Annotated in this window: 17 protein-coding genes; 9 read left to right on the top strand and 8 right to left on the bottom strand. The window is 46.6% G+C overall.

Annotated elements, in window-relative coordinates; translation table 11 throughout:
• Positions 1-37 precede the first annotated feature (37 nt).
• From ADU23_RS07570 to ADU23_RS07560, 3 genes are all read right to left on the bottom strand, one after another.
• On the bottom strand, positions 38-895 hold the full coding sequence (locus tag ADU23_RS07570; RefSeq protein WP_053373187.1) for a carbohydrate ABC transporter permease: 858 nt from the start codon (positions 893-895) through the stop codon (positions 38-40).
• Between the two features lie 15 nt (positions 896-910).
• Positions 911-1,810 carry a carbohydrate ABC transporter permease gene (locus tag ADU23_RS07565; RefSeq protein WP_053373186.1) on the bottom strand — a complete coding sequence of 300 codons (900 nt, stop codon included), beginning with the start codon at positions 1,808-1,810 and terminating at the stop codon, positions 911-913.
• Positions 1,811-1,889: 79 nt separating this feature from the next.
• Positions 1,890-3,269 (bottom strand): ABC transporter substrate-binding protein, encoded by a 1,380-nt coding sequence (locus ADU23_RS07560; protein ID WP_053373185.1) that lies wholly within the window; start codon positions 3,267-3,269, stop codon positions 1,890-1,892.
• A 244-nt stretch (positions 3,270-3,513) separates the two neighbouring features.
• Here ADU23_RS07560 and ADU23_RS07555 point away from each other — a divergent pair, with 244 nt between their 5' ends.
• Positions 3,514-4,365, top strand: coding sequence for an AraC family transcriptional regulator (locus ADU23_RS07555; RefSeq protein WP_053373184.1), 852 nt, complete (start codon positions 3,514-3,516; stop codon positions 4,363-4,365).
• A 113-nt stretch (positions 4,366-4,478) separates the two neighbouring features.
• Here the strand turns inward: ADU23_RS07555 and ADU23_RS07550 are convergent, their stop codons facing one another.
• A complete protein-coding gene (locus tag ADU23_RS07550) occupies positions 4,479-6,074 on the bottom strand; it encodes an alpha/beta fold hydrolase (RefSeq protein ID WP_053373183.1) in 1,596 nt (531 codons plus the stop codon).
• Between the two features lie 199 nt (positions 6,075-6,273).
• Between ADU23_RS07550 and ADU23_RS07545 the strand changes: the two genes are divergently transcribed.
• Positions 6,274-7,062 (top strand): class I SAM-dependent methyltransferase, encoded by a 789-nt coding sequence (locus ADU23_RS07545; protein ID WP_053373182.1) that lies wholly within the window; start codon positions 6,274-6,276, stop codon positions 7,060-7,062.
• A 176-nt stretch (positions 7,063-7,238) separates the two neighbouring features.
• Here ADU23_RS07545 and ADU23_RS07540 read toward each other — a convergent pair whose 3' ends face one another.
• Positions 7,239-7,868: a YfbR-like 5'-deoxynucleotidase gene (locus ADU23_RS07540; RefSeq protein WP_053373181.1), complete on the bottom strand. Its 630-nt coding sequence runs from the start codon at positions 7,866-7,868 to the stop codon at positions 7,239-7,241.
• A gap of 390 nt (positions 7,869-8,258) precedes the next feature.
• Here ADU23_RS07540 and ADU23_RS07535 point away from each other — a divergent pair, with 390 nt between their 5' ends.
• The gene (locus ADU23_RS07535; RefSeq protein WP_231637334.1) at positions 8,259-9,773 is read left to right on the top strand and encodes a sulfatase-like hydrolase/transferase; all 1,515 of its coding nucleotides are present in this window, start codon (positions 8,259-8,261) and stop codon (positions 9,771-9,773) included.
• Between the two features lie 124 nt (positions 9,774-9,897).
• On the opposite strand, the gene ADU23_RS07530 is transcribed toward ADU23_RS07535, so the two are convergent.
• Positions 9,898-10,782 carry a LysR family transcriptional regulator gene (locus tag ADU23_RS07530; RefSeq protein ID WP_053373180.1) on the bottom strand — a complete coding sequence of 295 codons (885 nt, stop codon included), beginning with the start codon at positions 10,780-10,782 and terminating at the stop codon, positions 9,898-9,900.
• A 129-nt stretch (positions 10,783-10,911) separates the two neighbouring features.
• Between ADU23_RS07530 and ADU23_RS07525 the strand changes: the two genes are divergently transcribed.
• Positions 10,912-12,144, top strand: a complete 1,233-nt coding sequence (locus tag ADU23_RS07525) for an MFS transporter (protein WP_053373179.1) — start codon at positions 10,912-10,914, stop codon at positions 12,142-12,144.
• Positions 12,145-12,243: 99 nt separating this feature from the next.
• On the opposite strand, the gene ADU23_RS07520 is transcribed toward ADU23_RS07525, so the two are convergent.
• Both ADU23_RS07520 and ADU23_RS07515 read right to left on the bottom strand, forming a co-directional pair.
• Positions 12,244-12,894 carry an SGNH/GDSL hydrolase family protein gene (locus ADU23_RS07520; protein WP_053373178.1) on the bottom strand — a complete coding sequence of 217 codons (651 nt, stop codon included), beginning with the start codon at positions 12,892-12,894 and terminating at the stop codon, positions 12,244-12,246.
• Between the two features lie 108 nt (positions 12,895-13,002).
• Positions 13,003-14,757: a sulfatase-like hydrolase/transferase gene (locus ADU23_RS07515; RefSeq protein ID WP_053373177.1), complete on the bottom strand. Its 1,755-nt coding sequence runs from the start codon at positions 14,755-14,757 to the stop codon at positions 13,003-13,005.
• A gap of 243 nt (positions 14,758-15,000) precedes the next feature.
• Between ADU23_RS07515 and ADU23_RS07510 the strand changes: the two genes are divergently transcribed.
• The 5 genes from ADU23_RS07510 to ADU23_RS07485 all read left to right on the top strand — a co-directional run bounded on the left by ADU23_RS07510 (position 15,001) and on the right by ADU23_RS07485 (position 21,652).
• A complete protein-coding gene (locus ADU23_RS07510) occupies positions 15,001-16,146 on the top strand; it encodes a GGDEF domain-containing protein (RefSeq protein ID WP_053373176.1) in 1,146 nt (381 codons plus the stop codon).
• 427 nt (positions 16,147-16,573) lie between these two features.
• Positions 16,574-17,722, top strand: a complete 1,149-nt coding sequence (locus ADU23_RS07505; RefSeq protein WP_053373175.1) for a glucose-1-phosphate adenylyltransferase — start codon at positions 16,574-16,576, stop codon at positions 17,720-17,722.
• Between the two features lie 11 nt (positions 17,723-17,733).
• The gene (gene glgD, locus ADU23_RS07500) at positions 17,734-18,846 is read left to right on the top strand and encodes a glucose-1-phosphate adenylyltransferase subunit GlgD (RefSeq protein ID WP_053373174.1); all 1,113 of its coding nucleotides are present in this window, start codon (positions 17,734-17,736) and stop codon (positions 18,844-18,846) included.
• A 114-nt stretch (positions 18,847-18,960) separates the two neighbouring features.
• Positions 18,961-19,311: a hypothetical protein gene (locus tag ADU23_RS07495; RefSeq protein ID WP_053373173.1), complete on the top strand. Its 351-nt coding sequence runs from the start codon at positions 18,961-18,963 to the stop codon at positions 19,309-19,311.
• Between the two features lie 256 nt (positions 19,312-19,567).
• Positions 19,568-21,652, top strand: a complete 2,085-nt coding sequence (locus ADU23_RS07485) for a methyl-accepting chemotaxis protein (RefSeq protein ID WP_053373171.1) — start codon at positions 19,568-19,570, stop codon at positions 21,650-21,652.
• Positions 21,653-21,665: the final 13 nt, after the last annotated feature.

Here is a 21,665-nt window from a genome sequence, read left to right as displayed (position 1 = left end):
ATACCTCCGATAAATTCATGATGAATAATGGATAAAATTAACCTTTGGAGCCGGATACAACGATTCCTTGAATAAAATACTTTTGAGCGAAGAAGAAAACGAGCAGCAGCGGCAAAATCGCGATCAGCGATGCCGCCATCAACAGGTTCCATGGCGTTGCTCCAAACGCTGCCGTAAAATTGGCAAGCCCGAGCGAAATCGGGTACTTTGTCATGTCGTTCAAGTAAATGAGCGGTCCGAACAAATCATTCCATCTCGATATCAGCTCCAAAATAGCCGCGGTCGCAAAGGCCGGCATGGATAGCGGAATCAGGATGCGGAAATACATCGTGAAATGGCTCCCCCCGTCGATCTTGACGGCTTCGTCCAATTCTTTCGTAATGCCCAAATAGAACTGGCGCATCAGGAAGATCGTAAATGAGCTTGCCGTAAAAGCCGGGATGACGAGCGGCAAATACGTTCCGGTCCAGTGCAGTTTTGTAAACAGCAAATATTGCGGGATCAGCGTTACTTGGGACGGAATCATCATCGTGCTGAGGACAAGCCCGAATAATAGCATGCTCCCGCGTGCACGCAATCGCGCAAATGCGAATGCGGCCATCGAGGAGGAAAATACGACCGCAGCTACCGTCACGGTCGAGTACCACACCGAGTTCCAAAGGAAGCGGGCAAGAGGGGCATCGATGAAAATTTGCTTATAGTTGCCCCACTGCAAATGGGCTGGAATCCAAGTCATCGGGACGCGATGAATTTCGCCGATCGTCTTAAGCGAAGTGGAGAGCATCCAAAATAGCGGAAACGCGAACAATAAAACGCCGCCGTATAGAAGAACGTAGATGATTGTTTTGTCTACTAGACGCAGATCCCCGTGATTGTAAGATTTTTTTCGCTTCATAATAAGGCACCTCCTTTACTTTGGGTCATATTCATAGTGGACGAATTTTTTGGAGCCCCATAGCGAAACGAAAGTAAGCGCGAATATAAGCAAGAATAAGATCCATGCCTGGGCGGAGGCATATCCCATCCGGAATTGCTTGAACGCGGTGTCGAATAAATAATACACGTAGAAATAAGAGTTCCAGTCCGGGCCGCCCTTTGTGATAACGTAAGCTTCCGTAAAGATTTGCAGCGATCCGATCATGCTGATAATGGTATTGAATAAAATGACGGGGGAGATGAGCGGAACCGTAATTTTCCGGAACTTCGCGAAGCCGCTTGCTCCTTCCAATGATGCAGCTTCGAACAGATCTGCCGGGAGTGACTGCAGCGCGGCAAGGAAGATGACCATCGTGCTTCCCGAAGCCGTCAATTGCATAAGTACCATGGACGGCACTACCGTACCCGGGCTCGTAAACCACCCCGGCCCTTGAATGCCAAACCAATCGTAAAGGACGGAATTCACGACGCCGAACTGCGGATTAAGCAGCCATGACCAAAGGAAGGAAACGGCTACGCCGGATATGATGCTTGGCGCGTAATAAAGCGTACGGAGGAGCGATTGTCCTTTGATTTTATGGTTAAGCAGAACTGCGATAATCAAAGATGTCAGTATCGTAAACGGTACGGCCATTACGCTGTAATAAAGCGTCACGGACAGCGACTTGTAAAACAGCCGGTCTCCGAACAGCAGGCTGTAATTGCTTGTGCCCGCGAATGTTGGCGGCGAGATGACATTGTATTCAGTGAAGCTGAGCAGCAGCGAGAAGAGAATCGGTCCCCCGGTGAAGCAAATAAAACCGATAAACCAAGGGGCTATGAAAAACCAAAACGACCGTTCTTCGCGCTTCGTGGCCAGCGAAAGCTTTCTCATGGGCTACCTCCGTGGGCCAGGCGAACGCCGTCTTTTGCTGGACGTCCGCTTGGCTGTAATTTGCTTATAGCTCTGGCTGTTAATGATCCAAATTTAGTGAAAGGAGGTTGTCATTCAACACGTTTAAGCCGTCTTCTACGCTCTTCTTGCCTCCCCATACCTGATAGAGCGATTGGTTCATCGTTTCGAGAACCGTATTGAATTTGACGATCAAATGGTTTTCCGCTTCGCGTCCGTATTTGATCGAACCTTCGTGCACCTGCTTGAACGCTTCGGGATCCATGCCGATCTCCGCGCCCATTTTGTCATACCAAAGCTTGAAAAGGCTCGCGTCCGCAGGCGTTCTCCCTACATCGTTCATGTAACGGTAGGCGCCGCCGCCCTCCGCCGGATTAGCCAAATGCCGTACGAATTCCCATGACTCGTCGGGATGCTTGCTTGTCGCCGAGATGCTCCAAGGATCGACGTATAGCGTGACCTTGCGTCCCTCGTGATACGGTACAGCCGCAACGCCCCATTTGAATTCCGCTTGCTTATAGGAGCCGAGTCCCCAACCGCCGGAAATGTACATGCCGACTTTGCCGGTAAGGAAAGGATCGCCGAGCTGTGCGGAAGCGGCTACCGTTTCTGCGTCTGGCGAGGCTTTGTATTTATTGATTAAATCCGCGTTGAACTGCAGCGCTTCGATGTTAACCGGCTTCATGAGATCAGGCTCTCCCATTACGCCGGACGTATATGCCTCGGGTTTAAACAGATCCCCTCCGTATAGCCATGTCATTGCGTTTGCGCTTAATGCGCTGGAGAAGCCGAAAACCTGCTTGCGTGCATCTCCTACGTCATGGGACAGCTTCTGCGCGGTTTCGAGCATCGCATCGAAATTCCAGGACTGGTCATCCCAGTCTGTCGTCGGGTAAGGAAGGCCTGCCGCATCGAATAAGTCCTTGTTGTAGTATAGATAAGTAGCGTTGCTCACGAGCGGGACGCCGTAATTTTTACCGTTGATTTTATAAATATCGAGCAGGTTTGGATCCATCGTATCAAGCTCGGGAGCCCCTTTCTCGATATAAGGAGTAAGGTCCTTCAAGGCGCCCATCTTCATATAGGTGGCGAATCCGCTGTCCGCTTGATTCGGATTCCACACATCCGGCGCATTGCCGCTTGCGATCAAGGTAGTCAGTTTTTGATCGAATTGATCGTACGGGATGTTCTCAAGCCGGACTTTAACGTTCGGATGGCTCTCTTCGAAGGTCGAAATCGTCGCGTCCTGCCATGCCTTTTTATCCGGATCCGCCGCCATCACCCAAACGATCTCTACTTTCTCCTTGCCGTTATTTTTTCCCCCTGCGTTGTCGCTTTTGGGAGTGCCGGCTGTATCGCCGCAAGCAGACAGCACGGTAGAAAAGGAAAACAAAAGAAGTGCACTCATCAGAAAACGATTTTTCGTAATTGGATTTTTCATGACAACCCCCGCATCAATTTTTGAACCCGTCTTTACAAAATGTTAACAAAACTAACTTGATTAATCGCATATCCAGCCTATCAGCATCTTTTACTACGCATCACCCACTGTTGTTATGCCTTATTGCTTACCAATATAGCATATGATAATATGAATTATCAGCACGTATCTTATCTATTTCATTATTTTTCTACATATCTTACTTTAAATATATTTCATTACCTTACACGAAGGTGGTAGAATTATGGAATCTAACTTCTATGAAGCTTCTAATTTTGACATTAGTCGCGAGAGAAAATTTAACACAAGTATGCCATCGCGTCATTATCACAACGGCTATGAGATTTTTTATCTCGTGTCCGGTGATATTAGCTATTTCATCGAAGATAAAAGCTACCAGGTAGTCGGGGGCGCTTTATTGATCATCAACATGAACGAGATCCATAAGCTAGTCAATTCCAGCAAGGAATCTTTCGAGCGGATTACGCTGTTGTTTCAAGAGGAGTTCCTCGAGGATTTGTTTCCTTATAATGACAGCTTTCATGTGCTGTCCAGCTTTTCAAGCGGCAAAAACTTCATGCCCTTGAACGGCCAAGAACAAAGCATGATCGAGAAGCTTTTCGACAAAATGATTGCCGAATTTATCAAGCAGCCTCCCGGCTATGAATATTATTTAAAGACGCTGCTCTTCGAGCTGCTTATATTCATTTACCGCAAGACGTCGACTCTGCCCGCAGCCGAACATAATGGGAGCAATCCGATTAACAAAAAGATTTTTGAAATCGTCGATTACTTGAACCAGCATTACCATGAAACCCAGACGATTCAAGGCGTATCCGGCAAGTTTTTCATCAGCCCCTCTTACTTCTGTAAAATGTTTCGGGAGAATACCGGCTTTACCTTCACGGAATATTTGAACAATGTCCGAATCAAGGAAGCGCGCCAGCTCTTAACGGGAAGCACCTTGAAAATAGCCGATGTCGCCGAGAAGGTCGGCTTTGAGAGCATGACGCATTTTGGACGCATCTTCAAAGATATAACCGGCCTATCGCCGCTGAAATACCGCCAAACCAATAAGCCCGAAATGAATGAATAACGCGTCGCTCATGCCATGAAAGCATGGACTTTTTATTTTGCAAACGAGAGATGAAAAAAGAGACTGCCCCTAAGGCCATGGACCTGTAGGGGCAATCTCATTATCGCACCGGATTATGATGTATACGTGTTGCCATTTTCATCCATATACACTGACTTCACGAGGGTGCGGCGGTATTTGAAGCCTTCATCTGTTTCGCCTTCAATCTCTGCGGTAACCGTATAGACACCGCTGCCTTCGGAGGCAGGAATAACGACCTCATCCGTTGCGGGCAGAGACTCCTGCTGCTTTACACGCTTGGACTGATTTTGCTTGCGTTGGTATTTGCTGGAATGATCGTTTTTTCCGTTAACAAAGTCAACTTTGTATCGGACGGTTGTTTTCTCGTCTTTCAGTCCGTCAACGTCAAGCTTCAGCTTCTTGTTATCCCAGGACTTATTGAGTTTTGCAGTTCTCTTGCCATTTGTATCATAGGAAATCGTTAGCAGGTACGCGCTGGATCCATTGCTCGATGCGGTAGCTGTCCATTCGCCCGCTGTCGGTCTTGATAGCGTTGCCGTATGATGCCAAGCTCCGTTTAGCACGCCATCATCAGCGGTGGAAGATACGGCTACGTTTTGGCTGGAGCCGTCAGGGCTAGTAATGTTCAGGCTATCGAGCTTTTGATTGCCGATCCAGTCAATCGTGACGGAGGCTACATTGTTTTCAACGGTGAAAATTTCTGATCCTTTTCCGTCAAATTGCCCGCCGCGTATGAAGGTTTGGTTCTGCTGTCCTCGTCTTGCAGCCAGCGACTGCACAGCCTGCTCTCTTCCGGCAGCCGCTTCATTAAGCCTATTAGAGGAGCTTGTTAATGGCATTACCAGATAAGGCTTAATCAAAGAAAACATATTGGCGCCTGTCTTCACGCTGGTGTGATTCCACTTTCCGATCTTGACCATTGTTCCGTTCGGCAGATGAGCGCTGCTGACAGTCACGACCCCGTCATTCGCGTCATAGTTGGACAAGAACAATCCGCCAAACAGCTCCGAGGTACTGCCGGATTCATAATCATTGCCGGCGAAGGTGTAAAACTTATTTTTGCTAACGTTCGTATGATTGTTTGTAACGGATCGAAAATATTGCATGTAGGAGGTTTGCATGGAGTAGGTACCCGGGTTTTGATAACCGATTAAGGAGGAGAGCCAGCTCGCCCAGCTGCTGTAAGCCAGATCTGCGAGCTGCGAGCCGTTATGCGGAGTGCCTAGTGTAATAACATTGGAGACGTACGAAAAAGCATTGTAGTGAACGAGTGCGGCTTGAGTGTCGACGCCGCCTTTGCTATGAGCGACAATGACGAGCTTTTTGCCAAAATGATTGCTGATTTCCTTGATTTTCGCTGCCAGAAGCTCGCCATTTGTCCACATGTTTTGGGAGGTGCCAGTAATGTCATACAAGTTAATGAATGCGGTTTGATAGCCATTATTGTAAGCGTACTGGTACATATCGTTGCTCTGATACCAAGTGGATGCGCTGCCGTTCAGACCGTGAACGAACAGGATGACCGGCTTATTCGGATTGATCGCGGCAGGCTCTGTTCCTTTGCTCCATGCTCCGGGAAAGCCGCTGACGACCGGGTTCGTTATTCCGGCAGCTTGTACGGGAGCAGTCAGAACACTTAATGCGAGAATGAGCGTGAACAGCATGGACGACATTTTTTTCAAATTCATTATTCTCCTCCTTATAGTTGAACTTCTTAGCTATCATACATTGGAATAATTTTCTTGTAATTAACTTTTATTAAATAAAATGTAAATTTAATATTGTCGTAAGCTGAGGTGAAGCTGTGTGAAAAAGAGGTTGACAATTAACATGTAAATGGTAATATATACCTTCGGTTGAAGGCGAATGAACCTGGGAGGTATGCGAGTGCAAGAAGAACTGGCAAAGGCGAACAAGGCTGCGTGGGAGACGAAAGCGTATCAGGCTTGGACACAATATTTTGGCGCACCAGAGGAGCTTGCGGCAGAACTAAAGCGAGAACACAAGCATCATCTGCGATATTGGTTGAAATATATTGGCGATCCAGCAAGCAAGCGTATGGTTAACCTCCTTGGCTCGCACGGTCGAAAGGCCATTTCGTTAGCGTTGCTCGGTGCTGATGTTACCGTGGTGGACATATCTGAAGAAAACCGGCTGTACGCGATGCAGACTGCCGCCGCAGCGGGCGTGAAGCTCGATTATATCTGTTCCGACGTCTTGAATATCCCGGACGAAGAGTCGCTGGGCGAATTCGATATCGTGCTGATGGAGTTTGGGATTTTGCATTATTTTACGGATCTCAATTCTATTTTCTCTGTTGTTCGTCGCAGACTAGGGAGAAACGGCCGATTTATATTGACTGACTTTCATCCTTTCGCGCGTGCATGGATGAACACAAACAATCTAAAGCATCCAACTGGCCATTATTTTGACGATCGTATTAAGGAAGGGGAAGTTGCTTTTGCCAAGCTGCTGCCTGAGGAAGACCGCTCTGAACTAGGCAAGGTATTAGTACGAGGATGGACTGTGGGCGAGATTATAACGGCAATTGGCGCCGCGGGGTTATTTATACGGGCATTTGAAGAAATACCAAGCCCTACAGATGCTAGGTTTCCAGAGTTTTATACGCTAATTGCCGATAGAATGGATATCGCATTACCGCCGCTGCATCCCTGAATCCGGAATGCCGGTTTCGAGTCCCATCCCCGTAGGGTTGCCCGAATGGGGCTGCCCTTTTGGTTTATTTTGGGAACGGTTCATGAAATGAAGGCCATACAACAAGGGAGATTGCTGGAATGAATCGAAGCGGGGAGGGGATGGCAATGGAGGAGTGGCGAGTTCTAAAGGTGATATTAAAGCTCCAAAGCTTCATTTGTAATTTTTTTGATATCGATAGGACAATTGGAGCTTTCCTTTACGATATCGGGTAAAATATTTTCCAAAAAGTATTCCACGCAATGCAGCTTTATTTTTTTGATTTTGATAAGCGCTTCGCGATACATAACGACAAATTCCTTTTCCCTGTTGCCTCTTTGCAGCTCAGCAAGGGCTTCGTATACTTGATCTAGCTTATCCGCCACTTCTAGAATAAGGCCTTCGACGGAATCGTCCTTGCCCTCGCGCAGTTGTTTGAAAAAAATAGGCTTGAGCTCCTCCGGAATGTTTTCCTCAATAAAAAGAGTGATCATGCCTTCCTCTACCTGCTGCAGCATGCCGCGCAGCTCTAGCGAATAATGCTTGACGGGCGTTTTAATATCCCCTATAAATATTTCGCCATAATCATGGCTGCTCGTAATCTCGTAAAGCTTCTTCCAATCTATCGCAACGCCATTGCGTTCCTCGATATCGGCTAATGTTTTGGCGTATTGCACAACCTTCCATGAATGCGCGGCTACGCTGTGCTCCTCAAACTTAAACTTGCCTGGACAACGAATAATACGCTCGAGATCGTTAAGTGATTGAAAATACGTATGAATTCCCATGGCATGCAATTCCTTTCCTTATTTCATTTATAATGCGATGCATTACAGCTAGTATAAAACTCGTTTGTTAATGGACGATTAATTTAATTAGGTAATATATGAAAGTACATCATGTGCTTTAGCCGCATGCCGCATGCATAAATCGTGTTTTATTAACTATTTTCGTCTATTTGCCATTCACCTGAATCAAGCATTCGTTTGGATGGAATCGTTTTTACATGGTTGCCAATCCCATAAGGACGGGGCGCGGGAGGGTTCGGATGCGAAAAATGACAAGCCCAGCATAAATGACATATTTACACGGGCCTACTCTATAAGTTAATCATATAAGAAGTGACAAACCCAAAACATCTAATTGCGCTATTTAGACGATATTGAGGAGGTACTACCATGACCATGCCGCTTAAAGAAGATCAACCGCCAAGCCGTCCTAACATTCTATTCATCCAAACGGATCAGCAGCGAGTCGATACATTGCGCAGTTACGGCGGGCAAGTATGCCAGACACCTAATTTAAATGAACTAGCAGATGAAAGCGTTATTTTTGAAAATGCTTATACAAGCTGCCCGGTATGCACGCCAGCCAGAGCTTCAATGCAAACGGGCATGTACCCGTTCAAGCACGGCATGCAGACAAACGGCTACGGTATGGGCAGCATGGTACAGGAGCTTCCGGATACGCCGCGGCTGCTCAGCAGGCAGCTGGAAGAGCAATCATACAGCATCGGTTATACGGGCAAGTGGCATCTGGGCTTTGGGCCGGAGATGGGCAACTATTTGCGGGACAATCTCGCTTATGTGCGATTCCCCGATATTGCCGCCGGAATCAAGTCCATGCCTACCGATGTCGGCTATGAGGGTGATGATTTTGCAGGGCACGGAGGCGGGGGGATGAACTACCCGCAATTTAAGCAATATTTGCGGGATAACGGACTTACGTGGCAGGAAGAGAATAAAGTGAGCGGCCACTTCGAGTATCATTACGCCTCGGAATTGACCTCGCCGGTCGAATCCACTGTCGAATACTATTTGACGGAGCGGGCAATCCACTATATCGATCAGTTTCGCCAGCGGGAGGAGCCTTTCTTCTTCTCATTAAACTTTTGGGGCCCGCATGAGCCTTACGTTGCGCCGACGCGCTTTCTGGACTTGTACCGCGACGTGGAGCTGGAGCCGTGGCCGAACTTTAACGACGACAACAAGGATAAACCGTCCATTCATCGCATCAAAAAAGGGAATACGACGGAATGGTCCGATTTTGTACCCTATATTAAACATTATTATGGGGCTATGAGCAGCATTGATTCGCAGATCGGGCGTCTGCTGGAATACTTGAAGCAGCATAATCTGTATGAGAATACCGTTATTATATTTACCGCTGATCATGGGGAGTCGCTCGGCATTCACGGCGGCTTGTGCGATAAGTCATTCTTCATGTACGAAGAAACCTGCCGCATCCCGCTCATCGTCAAGCCAGCCTGCAATCGGATGGAGCCGCGGACGGAAACCAGCTTCGTCGGCACTTGCGATATCCATGCGACGATTCTTGATCTCGCAGGCGCTGGATCGCCGCCGCCCGGAGCGGACGGCAGGTCGTTCGCCCCGACGCTGGCCGGAGAGGAATTATCCGAATGGCCGGATTGTATCGTGACTGAAGGTGCGGGCCTCGAGGCTGCCATGTTCACTCAGCGCATGCTCCGCAAAGGTACATTCAAATACGTATTTAACTGTGGTGATATGGATGAGCTTTACGATTTGGCAGGCGACCCTCATGAGCTGACCAACCTGATCAACCGCTCGGACTACGCGCAGACGCTTGCCGAATTGCGGCAGTCGCTCGCGGACTGGATGATTCGCCATGAGGACAGCCTTCTCAAACAGTTCAAGCGGATGCGGATTGAGTAGAAAAACCATCTCTCCTATTGTGAGCACAAAGCAGCCCTGCATATACGCAGGGCTGTTTTGTTATTTTCTTTTTCCCTCCAAAAGCTGCTTCACAATCAACGCCCTGCCTAAGAGTCATGCCATACTAATCCTTACCGAAGAAATCAATCACGAACTGGCGGAAATGAATAGCGGCCTGGGATAGGTAATGTTTCTTATTCCAGGCAATCCCGAAGGTGCGTTGACATAGCGGCTCTGTAATTTTTAGCTGGACGGTTTCCGGGCTTGAGGCTCTTTTTCCTAACGCGAGTGGCAGGGTGAAGGTGATGCCCAGCCCCATTTCGACCAACGTTTGTATAGCGCTGACTTCTTCAAGCTCGAATGCAATATTGGGCTCAAAGCCGGCTTGGCGGCAAAATCCATCGGTAATTTCGCGAAAATTGGATCGAGAGGATAAGGAGATGAAGGGCTCGTTTGCCGCTTCAATTAAAGAAATGCTTTCCCTATCGGCAAAACGATGCCCTTTCGGCACCGTTAAACATAACTCCTCTTTCACGAGCGGCAGCCATTCGATGGTTTGCCCGGTAATTGGAGTCGTAGAAATGCAGAAATCGATATCGGCGTTCTCCAGCTCAGTTCTCATCTCATGGACAGATCCCAGCTGACGCTGAATAATCCGAATATGCGGGTAGAGGGTAAGAAATTCTTTGAGGAGCGTTGGCAGCACATACGGAAGCGTCACGGAAATCGATAACACGCCATGGTCAAGGCCAGCCATATCGGCAATCTCCCGCTCGCCTTCCTCCAGCTCCAAAAATGCTTGCTCGACCCGTTTGAGATAGGTTTTACCGAATGCATTCAATTGAATCTGCCTGCCTTGCCGCTCGAATAAGGGAACGCCTAGCTTCCTCTCTAAACGCTGGATCGAGTTGCTAAGTGATGGCTGGGACACGTTCAATTGCTTGGCTGCTTTCGTTATGTGCTCCAGCCGTGCTACCGCTTGAAAATATTTGAGTTGAAGAAATTCCATTCGTAAGCCTCGTTTCATTCATAGCTTTCATATGATGGTTTCATTATAAAATATGTATTATTCATTATAAGCTTTTGATTTTATAATAGTTCAACATACAGGCAAGTTTTTACGGAGAATGGAGAGAGTATGTTGATTAGAGAGAGAATTTGGACGAAAAATTTTGTGGTTTTATGCATGAGCAGCTTTTTTATGTTTCTCACCTTCTATATTCTTGCGACAGCATTTCCGTTATATGTGAAGGATAGTTTGAACGGAAGTCAGCAGCAGATGGGGTTATCCATTACGATTTATGTCATTGGCAGCGTCTTGATCCGGCCCTTCTCGGGAGGATGGGTGGACCGCTTCGGCAAAAAGAAAATGGCGGTTATAGGAATGGTCCTATTTCTAATCGCTTGCGTATGTTATTTCGGCACGAAGGGGATTTTTCTGTTCTTAGTTATTCGGCTTGTTCACGGCATGAGTTATGCGGTAGCCTCGACGGCGATGAGCACGGTTGCTTCCGCGCTCGTTCCTAATTCGCGCCAAGGGGAAGGAATGGGCTATTATAGTATGTTTATGAGCATTTCCATGGTTGTTGGGCCCGCTCTCGGGCTGTTTCTATGGAAGGACAAAAACATTAATATACTGCTGCTCGCCGTTTGCGTGATTGCAGCGCTCTCGCTGTTGTTCACGATTGGCATGCGTGTGCCGCAGCTGCAAAGGACGAGTGCTTCAGAGACGGCTGCGTTCGAACAGCCCTTGGAAAAAAGGAAGGGCATGCATTGGAGCGATTTTCTCGAACCGAAGGCGCTGCCGATTTCATTAGCGGGATTTATTCTTGCATTCGCTTATAGCTCGTTATCCGGATTTTTTTCATCGTTTGCCTCTGAGATTCATCAGTCAGCGGTTACGGGTACATTTTTTGTCGTTTTTGCCATTATGATTGTAGTGTTCCGTCCGTTTATTGGAAAAGTATTTGATAAATATAAAGAGCATTATTTATATTATCCGGGCATTTTATTATTTGCGGTCGGCATGCTCTTGTTAAGCCAAGCCCATTCCGGAGGGATGGTGCTGGCGGCTGCTGTCATTATGGGAATAGGTTACGGAGCGCTCATCCCTTGTTTTCAGGCACTTGCCATGAAGCTTGTCCCCGAGCATCGGAGGGGGAGCGCAACGGGAACCTTCTTCTTGCTGTTTGACTTGGGTTATGGGCTTGGCTCCTATTTCATGGGAATGATTGCATCCTACACGGATTACCGGATGATGTATGTGGTCGCAGCGCTCATTACGCTGCTGTCGGTTGCCGTGTATTATTGGCTTCATCATCGTCCCCGGGCTCGTCTGTCTAATCCACATCAAAATGCAAAGACAGCGTAAGATTTCAGTTCAATGCAAGCCATGTCAAAAGCTGTCTGCCGCTTATTAGGGGAGGATGCAAGAAAGCAGCCTTCCCTAGCCGGAAACGCTGCAGCGCAACTAATTGCGAGGAATAAGATAAGGGGTTAATCCCGTTGCAATTACGCGATGTCCCGAATCATTGGGATGAATAGGCAGAAACCCGCTTAATGCATCTTCCATTTTTCCTTTTCGGTAACCGTAAATAAGATCGGCTTGTTTCCCTTCAAACCACGCATGAGCAGGCGCCACCTTTGCACGATAGCTTTGGGCAACCTCGTACGTCGTTTGGTTTAACCGGTCTATCGATTCAATCGCAAGAGGACTGTTCGGAAACGGATTATACTGCGTGCAGCAAACGATCTGGGCATGGCTTCTATTTCTGATATGGGCTAGCATAGCGCTTAAATTTCGGCTGTAATTGGCTATACTTTGCTTTACCGCTATGGGCTGCTGGGTCTTAAGCGAATACAGTGCGGCATTCGCTAAATCTACTCCTCCAATCCATATGGAAACCGCATCAGATTGACTGATAATGGGGGAGCCCTGCCCGATTACCGCATTTAATAGATTATTGCTGCTCCAGCCGGGACGAGCGATTACATACCCTGTAAACTTACGGGAGCGTGATCGCGAGTTTAAAGCTGATACGGCTAGCTGAGGATAGGCTTTTGCCCAAGAAGAGGCATTTTCCCCGAACGTAATGGAATCTCCTAGAGCTGTATAAATCATAAAAGTACCACCCACCCTAATCCTAAAATGCTTCTTAGAGGTATATTATTGCGATCAGCCGCTGGGGGTGTGGACATATTAGGCTAATACAGGATAGGAGTTTGTGATTCAATTGATGCCTATGTGAAGCGGGTATAACCGTTTTTGCTTCCGCTGCTCTTCGAGCATGCGCATCATCTGCTGTTGGATGCCTCTAGTATAAGAGGTTGCAAATGCGGGATAGGCAAGGTTGCGTGCTTCCAATGGGTCATCCGTTAAATTGTACAGCTCATACTCTTCTTGTACCGGCTCCGTTTTCTTATCTGATGCCCATTGCTCGGTGGCGCCAGCATCTACTGGTTGGCAGGTTACAGCCTCTATCCCCGGTGAGCTCCAAAATTGCTTGTTATCAAAATAACGGGAGAACTTCCACAATTGCTTCGTGTTGCGGTTTGGAATGGCTGCAATGACGGTCTCGATGTGGTTAGGCTGAATGACGGAGTGGTAGCTCTTTCCTAGCGGGTTCACCTGATGCTGGCCCCGGGTAACATCATCGTCGGACATAAAATAAACGGGTTCATCCGGCCATCCGGCATCGCTCTTCCCCAGAATAAGGGGAGCAAGATTACGTCCTACCAAGGGACGGGCATCGCTAAATCTGTCCTGCATGCGGCTATTAAGCTCAGCCATATTGGCATTCGCGAGTCCAAGCATCGTAGGCAGGAGATCGACATGGCTAGTTAACGAATGCGACTGCTTAGGCTGAGGAAATAGATGCTTATTATGGATAACAAATGGAACATGCAAAGATTCTTCGTAGGCGCAGTACCATTTTCGATGGAGATTTCCGTGCGCGCCGAGCAGGTCCCCATGATCGGATGTAAAGATGACAATGGTATTGTCATAGAGCGGGGAGCGGGTTAGCGCCTCAAATACCTTTAACATTTGGCGGTCGGCGTTTTTCTGCAGCTGGTAATAGAGTTGACGGTAAAATGGCTCGTCGGTGATAGGCTGTAAGGCTTTCGGATAGATATCGCGATAGCTGGCTTGACAGCGCGGCTTCGTGAGCAGCGATTCGTCTCGGGTTGGAGGAGGGGAAACGGCAGGCATAGGCTCAACCTCAAACCTGAAATAAGGAAGCTGCGCGGTAAGATCGCCATACAAAGCAATGTCATGCGGGTTTACGAAAGAAGATACGACTAGCCAAGGCGGAGCATTGTGATCGTGATTCTTTTGGCGGCTTAGCGACTCAATTAAATGAATAGCCTCATCCGCGTAAACCTCATCTCTTCCGCTTAACCCAATAGCAGCGGAGGATGCTGAATTGCGCGGGTTCCTTCCGATCGGATCTGGACCGATCCAGCCAGAGAAGCCAAACTTGTCTAAGCGATTAGCGCGAGCATATAATGCCTCCAATTGCCTATCGGGCACGCCCGTTAACGGATGATAGCTGGGGACGCTATGATGGGTGCCGGGAACGACGATATCTTCATGGGAGATATGCCATTTTCCTGTATAGTAAGTCTGATATCCAGCCTCGCGAAAATAATCGCCCATCGTAGGCACGGTGTTTCTATCCAGCCAATACATATCGGAGTCAAAGGCGTCTTTCGCAATTCCTATGGTCTGACTGACCCCGTGGAGCGAGGGATAATGACCGGTGAACAGCGTAGCGCGGCTAGGACAGCAGGCGATGCTTCCCGTATAATGTCTGTGAAACGACATGCCATGGGATTTTAGTTGCTCCTGCGCAAGAAGGCTTTGTTTCCGCCATTCTTTTATTTCAGGCGTTTCATAAACCGGAGGATAACGTTCTTCATCCACAAGGAAGACAAGAAAATTAGGTCTCTTCAAATAACGTGCCGATGTTGAATGATCGAACATGGTTTTCACATCCTTGTTTATTCAGGTCGTTGTTCTAAATTATGTGACGAATCCCCGAAACAGTAGCGGCCCCTAAAACTTCCATTCATATAAGTATTAATTCCATTCCCATTCTATTAAAATATAAAGACGCCTCGTTGAGCGCATGGTAATATATGACTTATGAACTATAAAGGGGTTGTTATGTGAAACAAAGCCGCCTTTGTCAGCTATGAAATGGTTATTTGTTAAAGGGGGAGCCATATGTCTTCACTACGCATCATTAAAGAGATAAAAAAGAATAAAATTAGCTTGGCTACGCTCCTGACTGGACTAGTCTCGATTTCGGTTCTGCTTACGTTAACAATATTACTAATCGCGTCGTATCATTCAAAAAAAAAGTCGTTATATGAAACGACTCTTACTCTAAATCTGTCAAACGCGTCGAAAATGAGCCAAACGATGGACTCCTTGTTTAAATCCATGCGCAGCAGCCTTAAAAACGCAGCCGATTTCTATGCCGCCAACCCCTCGCTTCATGCAGAGGATACGCAGAGCCACCTTAATTTGATTCGCACGAGCAGCACATACTTTAATTCGATTGCGCTGGTTGATTCCTCCGGACTCATTCTCGCGGTTTCGCCTTCCTCGATAGGGACAGCGGGCGAGCGGATTTTGACGGATGCGGCCAAGGAAGTTCTTTTATTGTTGCTGGTAACGATCGCGCTGGCAAGACGTTTAGCAAGTCCTTTTGAAACGCTGGCTAACATCGTCGGCAATATCGGGCAGAAGGAAGAAAGGCGGCCAGATCTCAAGCAGCACTGGAACAGAGAAGCCGATTTGCTAAACAAAGCGGTTGTTCTTGCGTTTGACGGCATTAAGCTGCAGACCGACCAATTAACACAGGCTGCTATGACTGACGCGTTAACGGGTCTGAGCAATCGAAGAACGATGGAGAGCAGGATGAAGCAGTGGACGGAGGAGCTAAAGCCATATGCCATCATCCTCCTCGATATCGATCGTTTCAAGCTCATTAACGATACCTTTGGGCACCAGGAGGGTGACAAAGTACTGCAGCACTTAGCCAATATCGTGAAGTCAACCGCAAGGCCGGGCGACTTATGCAGCCGTTATGGGGGCGAAGAATTTGTTGTTCTTTTGCCTTCTGCGACTGTGAGCGATGCGTATGACATTTCCGAACGAATCCGTACAACGATGGAAAGCAGCGAGAGCCATTTGAAGCAGAAAGTAACCATTTCGCTCGGCGTTGCACAATTTCCATTGCAGTCTGGCAACGCGGACGAGCTGTTTGTGTTAGCCGATCAGGCGTTATACAAGGCGAAGCATGCCGGTAGAAACCGTACGATGATTGCGGAAGGCACGCGTAATGAGAAGGAACACAGTGGGTAGAATGAGAACCGCTCAGTTATCGAGACTGAGCGGCTTTTTTTGAACGCTTTACGAAAAAAATATTTTCCGCATAACGATTAAGCCTTAGCTGCAGCATTCGCTGGAAAACGAGCCATTGTGTGCCAATGCGACTTCTTTCACAAGGGCAGCAACAACAACAAAACGTATCGTTCAACAAAAGCAAACGTTCTGCAAGTACGGCGTACAGAACCCCCTCGATTGCTGCGGAATTATCTGTTTAGGATGAAAAGGGCATCTGTTGACTTCCTTTAATCAACAGAGTATTATAATTTTTACAACAATGTATACGCTTACATTGCCATATGCGCGGGCCGGATAAGCAATGAAAAAAGAGGTGAAATTTTAATTATCAGAAAATTCTATCTATTATCAACGGCAAAATTTTTAACAGTGGGGAGAGTGCCGAATGCAGAAAAAAGAGTGTGTAGCTATGCTGCTTGCAGGCGGTGAAGGTAAAAGATTAGGCCATTTGACATCTAAATTGGCAAAGCCTGCTGTACCTTTTGGCGGGAAGTACCGGATCATCGATTTTCCGTTAAGCAATTGCAGTAATTCAGGCATTCACACGGTTGGGGTACTGACGCAGTACCAGCCGATGGTTTTGAATGCCTACATAGGGATCGGCAGCTCATGGGATTTGGACCGTAAAAACGGCGGTGTCACCGTCCTCCCCCCTTTTATGGAACAAAGAGGTGGCAGCTGGTATAAAGGAACGGCACATGCAATCTACCAAAATATCCACTATCTTGAGCAGTATGATCCCGAATACGTGCTGGTCATTTCCGGCGATCATGTATACAAGATGAATTACGCGCTCATGCTTCAACAGCATAAAGAAACACAAGCCGATGCCACTATCGCGGTTATTGAGGTGCCTCTGCAAGAAGCCAGCCGGTTCGGCATTATGGATGTAGATAAGGAAGACCGGATTATTGAGTTTGAAGAGAAGCCCAAGCTGCCCAAAAATAATCTGGCCTCCATGGGCGTTTATATTTTCACATGGGATGTGCTCAAAAAGAAATTAATTGCCGATGCCGAGGATCCAACCTCAAGCAACGACTTTGGCAAAGACATTATTCCGTCGATGCTGGATAGCGACCAGTCGCTTTTTGTTTACCGCTTTAACGATTACTGGAAAGATGTCGGAACCGTCGAAAGCTTATGGGAAGCACATATGGATCTGCTCTTGGAAAATCCGCCGTTTACGCTCCACGACCCGAAGTGGCGGATTTACGCGAAGAACCCCAACAAGCCCCCGCATCATATCGCATCTACCGGCAAGGTTACAGGCTCTTTAGTAAATGAAGGATGTATGGTATTTGGGGAAGTTGACCATTCTGTACTCTTTTACGGTGTTCATGTCGGTGAAGGCAGCCGGATCAAGGATTCGGTCATTATGCCGTACGCCCAAATCGGAAAAAACGTCACTATCCATAAAGCGATCATCGGCTCGGGTACCGTCATCCAAGACGGCGCATCTGTCGGTAGCCCGGACGAATCGGCGGAAATCACTTTAATTGGCGAGAACATGGTCATCTCTTCTCAATTGATATAGGAGTGAATGCGATGAATAATGTGTTAGGTGTCATCAATCTCAGCATCAACCAGCCGCTGCTGCATGAATTGACTTACTCGCGGGCTACGGCCACGGTTCCCTTCGGCGGCAGATATCGGTTAATAGACTTCGTATTATCCAACATGGTGAATTCGGGAATTAACAATGTGGCGGTGCTCGCCCATAACAATTACCGTTCCATCATCGACCATTTGGGTTCGGGGAAAGAATGGGACTTGGATCGAAAGTACAGAGGGCTGTTCATTTTGCCGCCCAACAATAGCAACGTCCCGGGCTTTAACGGCGATTTGCAAAATTTTTACGGCTCTCTGGAATATTTTAACCGCAGCACGGAGGAATTTGTTGTTGTATCGAGCAGCCATATGATCTGCAATATCAACTATACCGAGGCGGTGGAGAACCACCAAAGGACCAATGCGGATATCACCGTTATCTATAAGGAAATGGACGAAGGAAGCGAGGATTTTTCTAACCTGATCACGCTGGATTTAGCCGAGGACGGACGGGTTGTCCGCATGACGGAGAACCGCCAGACAAAAAAGAGCAACAAAGCCTATATGCGGATGATCATCATTAAGAAAGAGCTGCTCATGGAGCTAGTCAAAAAAAGCGTGAATCAAAACTACTATGATCTGGTGCGGCATGTCATTATTCGGAACTTAAGTGTATTAAAAGTGTATGGGTATGAGTACAAAGGGTATCTGGCCGTCATCAATTCCGTTCAAAACTATTACAAATACAGCAAGGAGCTGCTGAATCCGGAAGTATGGAAGTCCCTCTTCTACCAGCCTGGCGTGATCTACACCAAGATTAAGGATGAACCGCCAGCCAGATATGCGAATAGCGCTGTCGTAACGAATTCACAGGTGGCTAACGGCTGTATTATTGAAGGAACAGTGGAAAACAGCATTTTGTTCCGGGGCGTTCGAATTGGGAAAGGGGCGGTCGTGCGAAACAGCATTTTAATGCAAAAATGCGTGATCGAAGAGGACTCCTCGCTGGATAACGTCATTCTCGATAAAGAGGTATACGTCACACGCGGCAATAAGCTGGTCGGGGAGGAAACGTCGCCAACGGTCTTTTCCAAGAAGAGCAGAATATAGTTTGGATGGAAGAGAGCGCCTCTCGTGAGGTGCTCTCTTTCTTCATGCGCCAAAATGGAAATGAGTACATAAATATGAAAAAAAGGCTATAATAAATTTGTCGAATTTGTTACAATGTGTAGGAAAGATTACCCAAGGAGGCGTATTATTTTTACAGGATCTAGAATTTTGAAATGGATAACGGGAATATTGGAACTTATTTTGGCTATTCCAATTATCGGTGGTTCAATCGTTATCTCAAGCTGGTATTCAGCTTTGGGCGTTATGTTAATCTTACATATTGTTGCCTTTGTACTTTCCAGCAAAAACAATGAGCCTAAGTACGGTTCGGCGGTGGGCATCGTAACTTCACTGCTAGCGTGGATCCCTTTCCTGGGATGGGTTCTGCATCTGGTTTCGGCAATTTTAATCATGGTGACGGCTGCTCAAAGAGGCAAAGGCAACGCTCAAAATTTTAATTCTTAATCAATTGAATAAAACAAGCTTTGCGGCCGCTTCATAGGGATGAAGCGGCTTTTCTATGCGCAGTTGATCGCTTCTGGCTGAGCTTAGAATACGGCGACCGGTTCTTAACGATAAAAAATCCGGTTCTTTTGCCTTAGTGCAGAAGAACCGGATTTTTTTAGCCATAAAAAGGATTTTATCGAAATTTGTAGAAATATTTTTGGAACAAATGCCGAAATACAATAAAGAGTCCATCACGAGTAGAAGGAAGTGTTATATGAACTTATTTTGGTTGTCTGAGCAATTAATACGAAGGCTGAGGTATGTGTATAAGTTTATCGTTATCGGTTTGTTGATTTTTATTCCAATGGTAGTGATGTCATATATGTATCAGGGCCAATCTAGTGATCTAATTTCATTTAATGCGAAAGAGAGAATTGGCGTAGCATACATATCTCCCCTGCAAGTAGTAATAACGAAAATGCAGCAAAGCCGAGGATTATATCATATCTATTCATTCCATAATGACGCTTCTGTAAAAGAACAAATAGACGAAAATAATGGTGAGATAGAACAAGCCTTTCAACAGGCTTTTGCAGTAGAGGATAAGCTGGGAAAAAAATTAAAGGTTGAAGGTGCTTTGCGTGACATGCACGGCGATTGGCAAAATATAAGCACAACCGATTCGGAAAGCTACACCCGCTTAATTGACCGGGGCATCAAGCTTATTGCAAAGGTTGGAGACTCCTCGAATTTAATTCTTGATCCCGATCTGGACAGCTACTATTTGATGGATGGGGTCATTAACAAAATCCCTTTTGCAACGGAAAAGCTTGCGCAAATCCGTGATTTAGGGGCAGAATATTTGACGGTTAAGTCGATGACCCAGGAGCAGCGTGATCAGCTATTGTCTTTGACTTCGCTGCTGAGCTATTCCACGAATGATATTAGCAACGGGATCAAATCGGTCATCGAACAAAATCCTTCATTAAGTACGGAGCTTGAAGCATCTAGAATAAAGCTCGAAGAGGAAAGGGACAAATTTACTGGGCTCGTTAATAAAGAGCTGCTGAATGCAGCAGCACTGGAGCTTCCGGCGAGTGAATATTTTCAAATAGCTACGGCATTTATTCAAAATAATTCAGAGCTATATCATTTGGAGTTAACGTTATTGGATGGGTTAATCAAGAATAGAGTAGACGCCTATGAGAATAAAGCAATGATATTTAATATCGCCGTTATGATTGGATTTATCATTTTATTATATATTTTTATTGGCTTTTATATTTCCGTCAAGAAGTCGATTGCCTATATAAATACGTCTCTCATTCAAGTTAGCCAAGGTGACTTAACCAATCGGCTTGTTCCCTATACGAAAGATGAAGTTGGGGACATCGTTAAGCCTATCAATACAGTTATCAATGAGTTTAGAAATATGATCAGCGCAAGCAAAGCTACGAGCAGTAAAGTATCTCTATCCTCATCCGAATTAACGAAGGCGATCACGCAATCCGTAGCGGAAATGGATAATATCAATAGTAAGATGGTCGAGTTAAGCAGTGGAACGCAAACGCAATTCATCAATTCGGAAGAAAGCTCGACGGCCATGAATGAAATTGCGATTAATATTCAGCGCATAGTTGAATCCGCTCAAGATGTTCTTAATGAATCGTCTCATTCACATCAACAGGCTGTTCAGGGCCAGCTTGCGATTGAAGATGCTTTCAACCAGATGAACAAAATTAATGATTCCGTTATGAGCTCTGGTGAGTTAGTAGAATTCCTAACGAGCCAATCCGAACAGGTACAAGGCATGGTTGCCATAATAGCAAAAATCTCGGCTCAAACAAACATACTCGCGCTGAACGCTTCCATAGAGGCTGCGCGTGCTGGGGAGCATGGGAGAGGCTTTGCAGTAGTCGCTTCAGAAATTCAGAAGCTAGCCAGCCAGTCTAAGCTCTCTACAGATGATATATCAGACAAATTAACAGCGATTACGGAAAAGATTAATCGTTTAGGCGCATCCATGACAAGCGAGAAAATCGAGGTTGACAAAGGAATCGAAACGATCAATAGCGCAAATGACATCTTTACAGGAATACTGGCGTCATCTCAGAAATTAGTAGATCAAGTGCAGCAGGTAACGAATTTAACGGAGCAAATCTCAGCAAGCTCAGAGCAGGTCACCGCATCCGTCCATGAAGTAGCGGATATTGCCAAACAATCTGCTGAAAATACCAATTACGCATCTGCATCGGTGACTGCTCAGGCAGGGTTGATGAAAACGTTATTAGAGTCTGCGGATGAATTGCTTCATATGACGAATATTTCGAAAGAGCAGCTTAGTCATTTTAAAATGTAAGGAGTTCATGCTT

It is taken from the genome of Paenibacillus sp. FJAT-27812, from assembly GCF_001273905.1.
GTDB lineage: Bacteria > Bacillota > Bacilli > Paenibacillales > Paenibacillaceae > Pristimantibacillus.
The sequence above is the reverse complement of the archived record's forward strand: the minus strand, read 5'-3'. Positions and strand labels throughout refer to the sequence as shown.